Origin of the sequence: Parasynechococcus sp. (assembly GCF_045559935.1) — a bacterium.
GTDB lineage: Bacteria > Cyanobacteriota > Cyanobacteriia > PCC-6307 > Cyanobiaceae > Parasynechococcus.
Map to the genome: position 1 here is coordinate 323,925 of NZ_JBJLJL010000010.1, position 13,710 is coordinate 337,634.

Genomic DNA, 13,710 nt, shown 5'->3' on the forward strand with positions numbered 1-13,710 from the left:
GGCTCATCGCTGCGGAAGTGTCTGAATGTCCCTCGGTGTCGGTGACCGGATCCCCACCTTCGAACTGGCGGATCAGAACGGCGATCGCCACTCCAGCGCCTCACTGGGGGGACGCAGCCTGGTGCTGTTCTTCTATCCGAAGGACGACACCCCGGGATGCACCCTGCAGGCCTGCAGCTTCCGGGACAATCACTCCGAGCTTCGGGAGCTGGGCGCTCTGGTCTGGGGGGTCAGCGGCGATGACACCATCAGCCATCGTCGATTCGCCAACCGCCACAACCTGCCTTTCCCACTCCTCAGTGATCCCGGCAACACGCTGCGCCGGCGCTTCGGAGTGCCCCGCAGCATGGGTCTGTTCCCAGGCCGGGTGACTTACGTGATCGACGGAGACGGACTCATCCGGCATCGGTTCGACAACCTGCTGGATGGTCCAGCCCATGTCCGTGAGGCGCGTCGCATCCTGAACGACCTGGCCGGATCACGGGCATGAGTGACAGCTGGCGTCAGCTGGGATCGATCTGGCAGCTCAGGCCCCCCCGTCCGCGGGCGCTGGTGGAGTTCATCGGCGGCAGCTATCTGGCGGCCACGCCGCAGTTGAGCTATCGGCGTCTTCTGGAAGGTCTGGTAGCCCGAGACGTCGCGGTTCATGCCTGGTCGTACGTCCCGGGCTTCGACCATCAGAGCCAGGCACGCCAGGCCTGGAGCGATCTGCGAACAGCCCGTCGCCACCTCGAGGAGCGCAGCGGCCGGCTGCCACCACCGCTGCGCCTCGGCCACAGCCTGGGTTGCAAGCTGCACCTGCTGGCTCCCGATGGCGGCCGCGGCAGCTGTGGGCTGGTCGCCCTCAGTTTCAACAACTTCGAAGCGGATCGATCCATTCCCCTGCTCGGAGACATCGCCCCACGCCTGGGAGTGGAGACGGAATTCAGCCCGGGACCGGCGGAGACCCTGCGGCTGATCAGCCGCCACTATCTGCAGCCGCGCAATCTGGTGGTGCGCTTCGGCAGCGATGGGCTCGACCAGAGTGAAGAGCTGATTCCGGCACTGAATCAGCGCAGCGACGATGCCACGGTGTTCCAGCAGCTTCCTGGGGACCACCTGACTCCAGCCAGCGCCGGACTTCGGCGAAGCCTGCTGGGGGCCTGGGCCGATGATCCGAAGCGGGCCGCCGTGCTGAGCAGGCTCACGACGACTGTCGCCGAATGGACGATGCCCGATTGATCAGGCGCGCAGGCGGTCCAGCACGGAGCGGTCCTCCAGGGTGCTGGTGTCGCCGCTGACCTCCTGACCTGCCGCCAGGGCACGCAGGATCCGTCGCATGATCTTGCCGCTGCGGGTCTTCGGCAAAGCATCGCTGCAGCGAATCTCATCCGGCCGGGCGATCGGGCCGATCTCCGATCCCACATGCGCTCTGAGCTGCTTGATCAGATCACCCGACGACTCGCGCCCCGCCTCCAGGGTGACGAAAGCAACGATGCCCTCACCCTTGAGGTCATCGGGACGCCCCACGACAGCGGCTTCCGCCACCGCGGGATGGCTCACCAGAGCTGACTCGATTTCCATCGTGCCGAGGCGGTGACCGGAGACGTTGATCACGTCATCCACCCGGCCCATCACCCAGAAATAACCGTCGGCATCGCGGCGAGCACCATCGCCAGCGAAATAGAGGTACGACCCATCCGCGGGGCGGATGTGCTCCCAGTAGCTCTCGCGAAAGCGCTGAGGGTTGCCATGCACCGTGCGCATCATTCCGGGCCAGGGGGTCCGCACCGCCAGATACCCACCTTCATCAGGCCCGCAGCTGTTGCCTTCGGCATCGACGATGTCGGCCTGAATGCCCGGCAGCGGCAGGGTGGCGGATCCCGGCTTGGTGGGGGTAGCGCCCGGGAGGGGGCTGATCATCACCCCACCGGTTTCCGTCTGCCACCAGGTGTCGACAATCGGGCAGCGGTTGCCACCGATCACGTCTCGGTACCACATCCAGGCCTCGGGATTGATCGGCTCTCCCACCGTTCCCAGCAGACGCAGGCTGCTCATGTCGAATTGATCCGGCACGTCCCTGCCGTTCTTCATGAAGGCTCGGATCGCCGTGGGGGCGGTGTAGAAGATCGTGATCCCATGCTTCTGGATCAGCTCCCAGAAGGCCCCGGGCTTCGAGGGGCGCGGCGCTCCCTCGTACATCACCGTGGTGGCGCCGTTGGACAGCGGGCCGTAGACGATGTAGCTGTGGCCGGTGATCCAACCCACATCAGCCGTACACCAGAAGACATCCTCATCCCGGATGTCGAAGATCCACTGAAAGGTGAGGTGAGCCCAGAGGTTGTAGCCGGCAGTGGTGTGCACCACCCCCTTCGGCTTGCCGGTGGAACCGGAGGTGTAGAGCACGAACAGCCGGTCTTCACTGGCCATCGGTTCAGCTGGGCAGACGTTGCTCTGCCCAGCCACCAGCTCATGCCACCACAGGTCACGGCCTTCCACCATCTCGACCGGTTGCTTGGTGCGCTGCACCACCAGAACTCCGCTCACCGACGGACAGGCACCACCGGCGAGAGCGGCATCCACAGCCGGTTTCAGGGAGACGGGCTTGTCCTTGCGGAATCCGCCGTCTGCCGTGATCACCGCCTTGACCTCCCCGTCGATCAGCCGATCCCGCAGAGCCTCGGCAGAGAAGCCACCGAAGACCACGGAATGCGGGGCACCGATGCGAGCGCAGGCGAGCATGGCGATGGCCGCTTCTGGAACCATCGGCATGTAGAGGGCCACCAGATCGCCCTTGCCGATTCCCATCGCCCGCAGAGCGTTCGCGGCCTTGCACACCTCAGCGTGCAGTTCGCTGTAAGTGAAACGCCGGACATCGCCGGGCTCTCCCTCCCAGATCAATGCCGTCTTGGCCGCGGTGGGACCCTCGAGGTGTCGGTCCAGACAGTTGAAGGAAAGATTGGTGGTGCCGCCCTCGAACCAGCGGGCGAACGGGGCATCGCTCCAATCGAGAACGGTGTGAAAGGGCTCGAACCAGTGCAGCTCCCGACGCGCCGCATCTCCCCAGAAGCTGTCGGGATCCTGCTTGGCCGCCTCCGCCATCGACCGATAGGCCTCGAGGCTGCCGATCCGCGCACCGGAAGCCAGCTCCGCCGGTGGGTCGAAGACTCTCTGCTCCTGAAGCACGCTTTCGATGGTTGTCTTGGAGTCGGTCACAGCAGGCGAGGACAGCGCAGCTCGCCCCGCAGGCTAAAGAGGTCATCGCCTCACGATCCGGCTCCCGTATCAAACCGTCGGCAAGTTCCCCTGCCCTGAATGAATGATGGTGATGCCATCCCGTCCCCTGGCCTGTCTGTTCGATCTGGATGGTCTGCTGCTCGACACCGAGCCACTGCACAGCAGGGGCTGGTCCGATGCAGCGGCTCATTTCGGCGGGAACCTGAACAGCGCACAACTGCAGCAGCTCAAGGGACGGCGTCGGCATGACTGCGCTCGGCAGGTGAGTGCATGGCTGCCCGAACCGGTGGATCCGGACACTCTTCTCGCGGTTCAGCAACCGATCGTGCGGCAGCTGCTGCCCGAGGCCAGGGCCATGCCCGGAGCGGAAGCATTGGTGCAGTACTGCCATCAAGCTGGAATCGCCATGGCTCTGGTCACCAGCAGCGCTGAGGAGTCGGTGCTGTTCAAGTCAGCTCCCCATCCCTGGCTGACGCAAATCGGGATGCGGGTCTACGGAGATGATCCGGAGCTGAGCGCAGGGAAGCCTGATCCAGCGCCGTTCCAACTCGGCGCCGCGAGGCTGGGCATTCCCGTTGACCGTTGCTGGGCCCTGGAGGATTCCCAGGCAGGAACGGCATCGGCACTGGCGGCGGGCTGCCAGGTCTGGACCCTGAACGAATCACTGGCTACGTCGGAGATCGACGGAAACCCCGCACGGATCAACAGTCTTGAGGTTGTGCTCGAAACCTTGATCAGTACAGGCGACTGAGCACGAAATCAGGCAACTCCAGCAGTGCGCGTTTGCAATCCGATTCCGGCAGCCAGGCAAGAGACTCCCGGGATTCGCGGGCGAAGGTCTCAGCCAGTTCACGGCTGCGTTCGATCGCACGGGAGGAGCGCACCATGGCGAGAGCGTCCTGTAGATCCGTTTCGCCGCTGAATTCGCGCTGGATGAGTGGTTTCAGACCCGGCTGTTCCTCCATGGCATAGAAGGTGGGAGCCGTGAGATAGCCGCTGGCCAGATCACTGGCAGCAGGCTTTCCGAGCTGCTGGTCGCTGCCGGTGAAATCAAGGATGTCGTCAACCACCTGGAAGGCGAGCCCGAGCTGACGACCGAACTGGTACAGGCTGTCGAGCTGGATTTCATTGCAGCCACTCAGCACCCCCGCGGCACGGGAACTGTTGGCAATCAGCGAAGCGGTTTTGCAGTAGCTCTTCTCGAGATAGGTCTCGAAACCCTGAGCCGTGTCGTACCGGAACAGACCTTGCTTCACCTCACCGTCCGCCAGATCCATGATCACGCGGCTGAGCAGTTTCACGACGTCGAGATCGTCGAGATTGGCCAGATGCCAGCTGGCCTGTGCAAAAAGAAAGTCTCCGGCGAGAACAGCGACCCTGGCATCGAAGCGGCTGTGGACGGTGGCCACACCACGCCGCGTGGACGCTTCATCCACGACATCGTCATGCACCAGTGACGCGGTGTGGATCATCTCGGTGATCTCCGCCAGTCGGCGATGGCGGGGGGACAACTCGCCACCGGCCGCCAGAGAACGCGAGATCAGCAACACGATCCCAGGCCGGAGTCGCTTGCCTCCCGCACTGAAGAGATGTTCCGCAGCAGCCTGAAGGATCGGATGACCGGCTCCGATCAGACTGCGCAGGTCTCCGAGCAGGGTCTCGAGATCCTTCTCGACCGGTTCCAGCAGCTCGGTGACGGTGATCATGAAACCCCTCGGCGCCGAGATCCTAGTGGCCCTTCTCTCGGGACCGCAGCACGACCTCATGGACCAGAGGCCGCTCTCCAAGCCAGGGAGCGGCACGATCCGCGAAACCCTCGCCATCCGCCGTGACGCAGAAGCGGCAGCGTTCCAAAGCCGATCGGCCTGAGCTCAGCGGTTGCGCCGTCCCGAGGACGGCATCGAGTTCCCGGGCCACCCCCACCGCAGGATCGATCAGCTCGACGGTCTCCGGCAGCAGCTCCGTCAGCAGCGGTGCCAGCAGGGGGTAGTGGGTGCAGCCCAGCACGATCGAGTCAACGGAGGCCTCCAGCAGCGGAGCGAGATAGGTCTCGGCGGCCTCTCTGAGCTCAGTGCAGGCAAAGTCCCCCCGTTCGATCAACGGCACGAAGGAGGGGCAGGCCTGCTCCACCACCAGCGTTCCCGGACGCGTCGCCTCGATGCAGCTGCGGTAGACGCCGGAGGCCGCCGTTGCAGCGGTTGCCAGCACGCCCACCCGGGAGGTCCGCACCATGGAGGACGCCGCTTCAATCAACCCGATCACCGGTCCCGCCGCGACCGCTTCCGCCACATCCTTCGCCAGGGCGTTGGTGGTGTTGCAGGCCATCACCACCGTTGAGACCTGTTGATCCCGCAGCCATCCCACCACTTCAGCGGCGATCTGGCGGAGCTCCTGGACGTCACGACCGCCGTAGGGAACACGGGCCGTATCTCCCAGGTAGATGCAGCTGACGGCACCGTGGCGTTCAAGCACCCGCCTCAGCACCGTGAGACCTCCAAGGCCACTGTCGAACAGACCGAGCAGCGGCTTCATCGCACCTCACGGTTGAGGTAGTTGAGAATCCCCGCCGCCAGAGCCAGAGACAGGCGTCGTCGATGGGCCGCCTGGGCGAGCCGCGGAGCATCGATCTCACCGGTGACGAAACCCATCTCCACCAGGGCGGAGGGCATCGTGGAACGCCGGATCACGAAGAAACGTCCCCGACGCACGCCCCGGTCGGGAGTGCCTGGAGAGACATCCATCATCTGCTGCTGCAGGTAGCCAGCCAGACGTCCGGAACGGGGATCGGAAAAGAAAAACGTCTCGATCCCGTTCACGTCGGGACGATCCATGCTGAGGGCATTCGCATGGATGCTGACCAGCACGTTCGCGGCGGAGCGATTGGCGAGGTGAACCCGGGGAGGGAGATCCACATCCACTTCGGAACTGCGGGTCAGCCGAACATCGACACCTCTTGCCCGCAGCAGAGCTGCCACCTGCAACGAGACATCCAGCACCACATCCGTCTCCCGCAGACCGCCAATGCCGACGGCACCGGGATCAGGCCCCCCGTGACCTGGATCAATCACCACCCGGTAGCGGTTGAGGGGAACCATCGGCAGACCTGAGGGATCAACCGGCGTCCTGCTGGGCGCGAAGCGTCCGGTGGGTCTCCAGGCCGTGGCCCGACCACTGAGATCTCCCTCCCCCAGATCAGCCAGACCCTGGGTGGGCAAGCCGGTGAAGGCCAGCTCCCAGCGATCCGGAGCAGTACCTCGCAACTGGAGCTGAGCTGGATCGAGCTCCACACCTGGGCGGAATTCGATCACCAGCCGCGTTGCACCGGACCGTGGTTTTCCAAGACGGATCTCCTTGACGGCGCCACGACCGAGCAGCTTGCGCGGGAAGCGAAGCTCACCGGGAAAGTCGATCCAGACCCGGGTGCCGCGGCCGTCACTCGGTTCCTGATAGAAGGCCTCCAGCCGTGCATTGCGAGCGGTGCGCAGCTGCAGCGTGCCTCGCTCGGTGAATGCCCAGGCGGACAAGGCGCTGGCTGCCCTGGCCGGCAGCGACGGCAGCAGCAACGCCAACTGGAGCGCCGCTGCCACCAGGCAGGAGATTCGGCGGGATGACGCCGCTGCCATCGGACTCAGAACAGAGCTGGCTGACGATGACGCAGGCTCGGCATCTGCGCACGGATGTGTCCGACGTGGGCGGAGTTGACCGGAGCGACGGCGGCTCCGGGCTGGACACCGGCATCAGCAAGCACCGTTCCCCAGGGGTCGATGACCATGGCGTGACCATGGCTCTGACGCCGCCCGTAGTGAAGTCCGGTCTGAGCCGGAGCCAGCACATAGGCCGTGTTTTCGATCGCACGGGCCTGGAGCAGTACCTGCCAGTGGTCCTTGCCGGTGAAGGCCGTGAAGGCGGCGGGGATCATCAGCAGGTCGGCGCCGGCATCGGCGAGATGGCGATAGAGCTCAGGGAAGCGCACGTCGTAACAGATGGACACCCCCAGCCGACAGAGACCGGGCACGTCCACCACTGGAGGTCGTTCCCCTCCGGCATCAACCGTCGCCGACTCCCGGTAGGTGTTGCCGTCCGGAAGATCGACGTCAAACAGATGGATCTTGTCGTACCTCGCCAGGAGCTGGCCGTCACGATCCACCAGCTCAGCCCGGTTCAGGGTGCGCTGCCCATCGCCGACCGGGACCGGGAAGCCCCCTCCCAGCAGCGTCACCTGATAGCGACGCGCCATGGTCACCAGAAACCGGCTGCACTGCTCCGCCAGGGTCGGTGCCAACTCGAGACGGCGGGCATCGTCCCCCATGAACGCGAAGTTCTCCGGAAGACCCACCAGCTCGGCACCGCGTCGTGCTGCCAGATCGATCTGCTCCTCGGCCGCCGTGAAATTGGCCTCCGGGTCCTGACTGCTCGTGAGCTGCACGGCAGCCGCCAGGAAATCGTTCACGATCCCACCTCTGTGAGCGCGACTTTAGAGCCGCTCATGCGGCCTTCAGAACGCCTGGTTCGATCTGAGTCGGAACGACGCTGATCTGGTCGAGACCAGCGCAGCAGCGGAAATCGGCATCGTGGTCGCCGAGACCGATCAGGCGCTGACCATGGCTCGCGATGCGCAGGCAGGCTTCCGGGTCTTGCCTCCAGTTCTGCCAGAGGGCGATGGCAGCGGAGAGCTCATCGTTGGCGATCACGGTGGCTGCCGGGTCCCGTTCCGTCAGAAGGGCACCAAGGGCTCCTGCCGCCAGGGAATCCTCCAGGGAGTACGAGCCCTCCCAGCCGCTGCCCACAATCGCAACCGAAGCGGGCCGCTTCTCCAGCAGCCGCTCTGCCACCGCTTCGCGGTTGGGCAGAGCAGCCGTGACCAGCAAGGGGACATCGCGGACGCGATCCAGAGCCCGCGTGCCGTTTGTGGTGCTCATGAACAGACGCTTGCCGGCCACCGTCTCGGGCAGCACGGCCACGGGTGAATTCCCGAGATCGAAGCCAGGCAGTGTCTGCCCGCCGCGCTCTCCCACCCGCAGTCGGGAGGATTCGGGCCAGAGGTCGGCCGCCTGACGGAGATCCTCGAGGTCCGCGAAGGCCTGCACCGCTTCAGCACCGTTCTGGAGAGCCCAGGCGATGGTGGTGGTGGCCCGGAGAACATCGATCACGACCGCCGCCTCGGGCCGGGCGTCCGCCGGCATCTCGGCAGGCACATGGAAGTAGGAGATCTGCATGGCCACGCTGGGATTCGGCGTGCGACACAGTACCGAGACCGACAGCGCAGCACCGTCGCCTTCATGCCTCTGTTCCAGACCGGCCCGGCAACCCGTGACCTGCGCGGCTTCCTTGAGCTGCTCGATCAACGCGGTCAGCTGCGTCGCATCACCGCTCCGGTGGATCCGGATCTGGAACTGGCGGCGATTGCTGACCGGGTGCTGGCCCAGGGAGGTCCGGCGCTGCTGTTCGAGAACGTGATCGGCTCCTCCATGCCTGTGGCGGTGAACACGCTCGGGACCGTCGAACGGGTGGTGTGGAGCATGGGTCTTGAGCGGGCCGAGCAGCTCGAGGAACTCGGGGAACGGCTCGCCCTGTTGCAGCAACCCAGACCACCCAAAGGCCTTGGGGAAACCAAACGCTTCGCCAGGGTGTTCTGGGATCTGGTGAAGGCTCGTCCGGATCGGGATCTGATGCCGCCCTGCCGGCAGCAGGTCTTCCAGGGCGACGCGGTGAATCTCGACAGCATCCCGCTGATCCGCCCCTGGCCCGGAGATGCCGGTGGGGTGATCACCCTCGGGCTGGTGATCACCAAGGACCCTGAGACAGGTGTGCCGAATGTCGGCGTCTACCGCCTTCAGAAGCAGTCGGTGAACACCATGACGGTGCACTGGCTGAGCGTGCGCGGTGGGGCTCGCCATCTGCGCAAGGCCGCCGCGATGGGCAGGAAGCTTGACGTGGCTGTGGCCATCGGCGTCCACCCCCTGCTGGTGATGGCAGCGGCCACACCGATCCCTGTGCAGCTGAGCGAATGGCTGTTCGCGGGGATCTATGCCGGTGAGGGCGTCCGGCTGACCCCCTGCAAGACGATCGACCTTCAGGTGCCCAGCCACAGCGAGGTGGTGCTGGAGGGAACGATCACCCCCGGGGAGGTGCTGCCGGACGGCCCCTTCGGCGATCACATGGGGTTCTACGGGGGCGTGGAGGACTCCCCTTTGGTGCGCTTCCACTGCATGACGCAGCGACGGGATCCCGTCTTCCTCACCACCTTCAGCGGCCGTCCTCCCAAGGAGGAAGCGATGCTCGCCATCGCCCTGAACCGGATCTACACACCGATCCTGCGCCAGCAGATCCCGGAGATCACCGATTTCTTCCTGCCGATGGAGGCGCTCAGCTACAAGCTGGCGGTGCTCTCCATCGACAAGGCCTATCCAGGCCAGGCCAAACGCGCGGCCATGGCCTTCTGGAGCGCATTGCCTCAGTTCACTTACACGAAGTTCGTGGTGGTGGTGGATCGTCACATCAATGTGCGCGACCCGCGCCAGGTGGTCTGGGCGATCGCAGCTCAGGTCGACCCTCAGCGTGATCTGTTCACCCTTGCGGACACCCCCTTCGACAGCCTGGATTTCGCCAGCGAACAGCTGGGGCTGGGGGGACGTCTGGCCATCGATGCCACCACCAAGGTCGGACCGGAGAAGAATCACGACTGGGGGGAACCGCTCAGCCGTCCGGCATCGCTGGAGCAGCGGGTCTCGGAGCGATGGCACGAGCTGGGACTCGATGACCTGGGGCAGTCCGAACCGGATCCGAGCCTGTTCGGCTATGCCCTGGATCGATTGATGCAGCGGCTCAGCATCGCCCCATAGGATCAACGGTCGCTGTTTCCCCGAAGTCTTGAGCGCGACCGGCAGCCCGTCCACCCCCCGTGTGCTGCCGGCTGGAGGCAGCCTCTCCGGCCGGGTGACGGTGCCCGGGGACAAGTCCATCTCCCACCGCTCACTGCTGTTCGGGGCCATTGCCGAAGGCACGACAACCATCGAAGGACTGCTGCCGGCCGAGGACCCGCTGAGCACCGCAGCCTGCCTGCGGGCCATGGGAGTCGCCATCAGTCCGATCACCCCTGGCGCCACCGTCACGGTGCAGGGAGTCGGCCTCGAAGGCCTTCAGGAGCCCTCGGTGATCCTCGACTGCGGCAACTCCGGCACCAGCATGCGGCTGATGCTCGGTCTGCTGGCCGGTCGGAGCGGTCGGCATTTCATCCTGGATGGCGATGCCTCACTGCGGCGTCGCCCGATGCGACGGGTGGGCCAGCCCCTCTCGGCCATGGGCGCTGAGGTGCGCGGACGTGACAGCGGCAATCTCGCTCCCCTGGCCGTGCAGGGACGACAGCTGAAAGGCACGGTGATCGGCACGCCAGTCGCCAGCGCTCAGGTGAAATCCGCTCTGCTGCTGGCCGCTCTGACCGCGGACGGTCCGACCACGGTGATCGAACCGGCCCAGTCGAGAGATCACAGCGAACGCATGCTGCGGGCCTTCGGTGCCGATCTCGAGGTGGATGGGGAAATGGGGCGGCACATCACGGTCAGGCCCGGTGCCAATTTGCGGGGCCAGTCAGTGGTGGTGCCGGGAGACATCAGCTCGGCCGCGTTCTGGCTGGTGGCTGGGTCGCTTGTGCCCGGTGCCGATCTCACCATCGAGAATGTCGGGCTCAATCCGACGCGCACCGGCATCCTCGAGGTTCTGGAACAGATGCAGGCCCGCATCGAGGTGCTCAACCGCCGGGATGTGGCGGGTGAACCGGTCGGCGATCTCAGAGTGCGTCAGGCGCCGCTCCAGCCCTTTGCGTTCGGGGAATCGATCATGCCGCGACTGGTGGACGAGGTGCCGATCCTCAGCGTCGCCGCCTGCTTCTGCGCCGGCGAAAGCCGCATCAGCGGAGCCTCGGAACTGCGGGTGAAGGAAACCGACCGGCTGGCGGTGATGGCCAGACAGCTGAGAGCGATGGGAGCGGACATCGACGAACATGAGGACGGCATGACCATTCGCGGAGGCCGTCCTCTGCAGGGCACCGCTCTCGACAGTGAGACCGATCACAGAGTGGCGATGAGCCTGGCGGTGGCAGCCATGCTGGCGAGCGGAGACTCAACCCTGGCCCGGAGTGAAGCCGCGGCCGTGTCCTACCCGACCTTCTGGGACGACCTTGCCCGACTGCGCAGCTGACCTCGGAGAACTGCACGCCTATCCCACGGCGGACGGCAGCTTCAGCCTGCAGAGCGACCGTTTCGGCGAGGCCTTTCACAACTCAGCAGGAGCCCGCAACGAAGCCCAGGCGAAATTCGCCTTGCCGGCTCAGCTCGAGCGATTCCGAGACGGGACACCGCTCCGGGTGCTCGATGTCTGCGTCGGTCTCGGCTACAACAGCGCCGTGGTGCTGGAAGCGCTGCCGACACCACCTCCTGAGCTGGAGTGGTGGGGGCTGGAACTGGACCATCGCCCTCTGGATCTGGCCCTGGCCCGGCAGGACTTCCGCAGCAGCTGGTCGGCATCCGTCCTTCAGGTGCTGGAGCAGATCCGCGATCACGGCAGTTGGCGTCAAGGAGGCTGCAACGGCAGGCTGCTCTGGGGAGACGCCCGGACCATGCTGGGCCAGATCCCCGGCAGACAGAGCTTCGATCTCATCCTTCAGGACGCCTTCTCACCCCAGCGCTGTCCGGAGCTGTGGAGTGAGGAGTTCCTGGCGGGCCTGGCCGGGCGTCTGGCTGCCGGCGGACGTCTGCTCACCTACAGCCGATCGGCGGCGGTGCGGGCCAGCCTGCGACGGAACGGTCTGATGCTGTTCTCGCTGCTGCCGGCCCCGGGCGAACGGCCGGGCTGGAGCAGCGGCACGATGGCCGTGCGCCCGGGAGCGCCGATTCCTGATGGGGGGCCGGGCTGGAGAGCTCTGTCGCTGATGGAGGAAGAGCATCTCCACACCCGCGCCGCCGTGCCCTTCCGGGATCCCAGCGGCACCGACGACAGCGCTGCCATCCTGCGGCGCCGGAGCATGGAACAGGACGGATGCAGCCTCGAGCCGACCAACGCCTGGCAGCGGCGCTGGCGGCAGGACTCCACCGGCTGATCCCGGTAGATTCCGGCCGTTTCGATCACGCCCGACATGCTTGCCGTTGCTGTTCTGGCCGCTGGAAAGGGCACTCGCATGAAGAGCGCTCTGCCGAAGGTTCTGCAGCCTCTGGCGGGAGCCACCCTGGTGGAGCGGGTTCTGGCCAGTGCCCGGACGCTGCAGCCCGAACGACGGCTGTTGATCGTGGGTCACCAGGCTGAACGGGTGGAGGAGAAGCTGAGCCCGATCGGCGGTCTGGAGTTCGTTCTGCAGCAACCCCAGAACGGCACAGGTCACGCCGTGCAGCAGCTGCTGCCGGTGCTGAAGGGATTCGAAGGGGAACTGCTGGTGCTCAACGGCGATGTACCGCTGCTACGCCCGGAAACGATCGAGTCCCTGGTGAACGGTCATCGGAACAGCGGCGCCGACGTCACGCTTCTGACGGCTCGGCTTTCGGATCCCACCGGCTACGGCCGCGTCTTCGCTGATGAAACGGGACAGGTCAGCGGCATCATCGAGCATCGCGACTGCACTGAGGAGCAGCGCCGCAACACCCTCACCAACGCAGGCATCTACTGCTTCAACTGGCAAGCGCTGGAGGGGGTGCTGCCGCAGCTGAGCACCGATAACGACCAGGGAGAGCTGTACCTGACCGACACCGTGGCGATGCTGCCACGGGCCATGCATGTGGAAGTGGCGGATCCCGATGAAGTGAACGGCATCAACAACCGCAGACAGCTGGCGCAGTGCGAAGCGGTGCTTCAACAGCGGCTCAGGGAGCACTGGATGGCGGAGGGGGTCACCTTCGTCGATCCGGACAGCTGCACCCTGAGTGAGGACTGCCGGTTCGGGAGAGATGTGGTGATCGAACCCCAGACCCATCTGAGGGGATCCTGCCGAATCGGAGACAACTGCCGTCTGGGACCAGGTTCGCTGCTGGAGAATGCCGATCTCGGAGACGCCGTGACCGTTCTGCATTCGGTGGTGCGAGAGGCGACCGTGGCGGACGACGTCAGCATCGGCCCGTTCGCCCATCTCCGACCGGCGGCTGAGATCGGCAAGGGCTGCCGCATCGGCAACTTCGTTGAGGTGAAGAAGAGTCAGATCGGAGCTGGCAGCAAGGTGAATCACCTCAGCTACATCGGCGACGCGAGCCTTGGCGACAACGTCAACGTGGGGGCCGGCACGATCACCGCCAACTACGACGGCGTTCGGAAGCACCGCACGGTGATCGGCGACGGCAGCAAGACCGGGGCCAATTCCGTGCTGGTGGCTCCGTTGTCTCTGGGGAAGGAGGTGACGGTCGCAGCCGGTTCGACTATCACCAAGGATGTGTCGGATGGTGCCCTCGCCATCGGACGCTCCCGCCAGATGAACAAGGAGGGCTGGAGCCGCAGCTCCGGAGACTGACTCCACAC

Annotated in this window: 13 protein-coding genes; 7 read left to right on the plus strand and 6 right to left on the minus strand. The window is 65.4% G+C overall.

Translation table 11 applies throughout. The annotated features are described in order from the left end of the window. The first annotated feature begins 25 nt into the window (after window positions 1-25). Entirely contained in the window at window positions 26-490 is a 465-nt protein-coding gene (locus tag ACJ0G7_RS11690; RefSeq protein WP_407396243.1) for a peroxiredoxin, read from the plus strand. Next, window positions 487-1,221, plus strand: coding sequence for a DUF1350 family protein (locus ACJ0G7_RS11695; RefSeq protein WP_407396244.1), 735 nt, complete (start codon window positions 487-489; stop codon window positions 1,219-1,221). The genes ACJ0G7_RS11690 and ACJ0G7_RS11695 overlap by 4 nt, the downstream gene beginning before the upstream one ends. Here the strand turns inward: ACJ0G7_RS11695 and acs are convergent, their stop codons facing one another. Next, window positions 1,222-3,195, minus strand: coding sequence for an acetate--CoA ligase (acs, locus tag ACJ0G7_RS11700; protein ID WP_043691423.1), 1,974 nt, complete (start codon window positions 3,193-3,195; stop codon window positions 1,222-1,224). Between the two features lie 112 nt (window positions 3,196-3,307). On the opposite strand from acs, the gene ACJ0G7_RS11705 reads away from it, so the two are divergent. Next, on the plus strand, window positions 3,308-3,967 hold the full coding sequence (locus ACJ0G7_RS11705) for an HAD family hydrolase (protein ID WP_407396246.1): 660 nt from the start codon (window positions 3,308-3,310) through the stop codon (window positions 3,965-3,967). Here ACJ0G7_RS11705 and sds read toward each other — a convergent pair. From sds to ACJ0G7_RS11730, 5 genes are read right to left on the minus strand one after another with little or no spacing between them, the layout of a single operon-like run. Then, window positions 3,951-4,922 carry a solanesyl diphosphate synthase gene (gene sds / locus ACJ0G7_RS11710; RefSeq protein WP_043691425.1) on the minus strand — a complete coding sequence of 324 codons (972 nt, stop codon included), beginning with the start codon at window positions 4,920-4,922 and terminating at the stop codon, window positions 3,951-3,953. The two genes, ACJ0G7_RS11705 and sds, sit on opposite strands and share 17 nt — an antisense overlap. A 22-nt stretch (window positions 4,923-4,944) precedes the next feature. After that, entirely contained in the window at window positions 4,945-5,748 is an 804-nt protein-coding gene (murI, locus tag ACJ0G7_RS11715) for a glutamate racemase (protein WP_043691427.1), read from the minus strand. Continuing rightward, a complete protein-coding gene (locus ACJ0G7_RS11720; RefSeq protein WP_043691429.1) occupies window positions 5,745-6,839 on the minus strand; it encodes an N-acetylmuramoyl-L-alanine amidase in 1,095 nt (364 codons plus the stop codon). Before ACJ0G7_RS11720 ends, murI begins: the two co-directional genes overlap by 4 nt. 5 nt (window positions 6,840-6,844) lie before the next feature. Continuing rightward, window positions 6,845-7,666: a carbon-nitrogen hydrolase family protein gene (locus ACJ0G7_RS11725; protein ID WP_043691431.1), complete on the minus strand. Its 822-nt coding sequence runs from the start codon at window positions 7,664-7,666 to the stop codon at window positions 6,845-6,847. Window positions 7,667-7,700: 34 nt separating this feature from the next. Further along, window positions 7,701-8,432, minus strand: a complete 732-nt coding sequence (locus tag ACJ0G7_RS11730; RefSeq protein ID WP_407396248.1) for a 2-phosphosulfolactate phosphatase family protein — start codon at window positions 8,430-8,432, stop codon at window positions 7,701-7,703. A gap of 63 nt (window positions 8,433-8,495) precedes the next feature. On the opposite strand from ACJ0G7_RS11730, the gene ACJ0G7_RS11735 reads away from it, so the two are divergent. Genes ACJ0G7_RS11735 through glmU form a run of 4 tightly spaced genes read left to right on the plus strand, consistent with a single transcriptional unit; the run spans window position 8,496 to window position 13,702 of the window. Further along, complete coding sequence (locus ACJ0G7_RS11735) at window positions 8,496-10,058, plus strand: UbiD family decarboxylase (protein WP_407396249.1); 1,563 nt, start codon at window positions 8,496-8,498, stop codon at window positions 10,056-10,058. Window positions 10,059-10,086: 28 nt separating this feature from the next. Continuing rightward, window positions 10,087-11,412, plus strand: coding sequence for a 3-phosphoshikimate 1-carboxyvinyltransferase (gene aroA / locus ACJ0G7_RS11740; protein ID WP_407396250.1), 1,326 nt, complete (start codon window positions 10,087-10,089; stop codon window positions 11,410-11,412). Then, complete coding sequence (locus tag ACJ0G7_RS11745; protein WP_407396252.1) at window positions 11,393-12,310, plus strand: MnmC family methyltransferase; 918 nt, start codon at window positions 11,393-11,395, stop codon at window positions 12,308-12,310. Before aroA ends, ACJ0G7_RS11745 begins: the two co-directional genes overlap by 20 nt. A 36-nt stretch (window positions 12,311-12,346) precedes the next feature. Next, on the plus strand, window positions 12,347-13,702 hold the full coding sequence (gene glmU / locus ACJ0G7_RS11750) for a bifunctional UDP-N-acetylglucosamine diphosphorylase/glucosamine-1-phosphate N-acetyltransferase GlmU (RefSeq protein WP_407396254.1): 1,356 nt from the start codon (window positions 12,347-12,349) through the stop codon (window positions 13,700-13,702). Window positions 13,703-13,710: the final 8 nt, after the last annotated feature.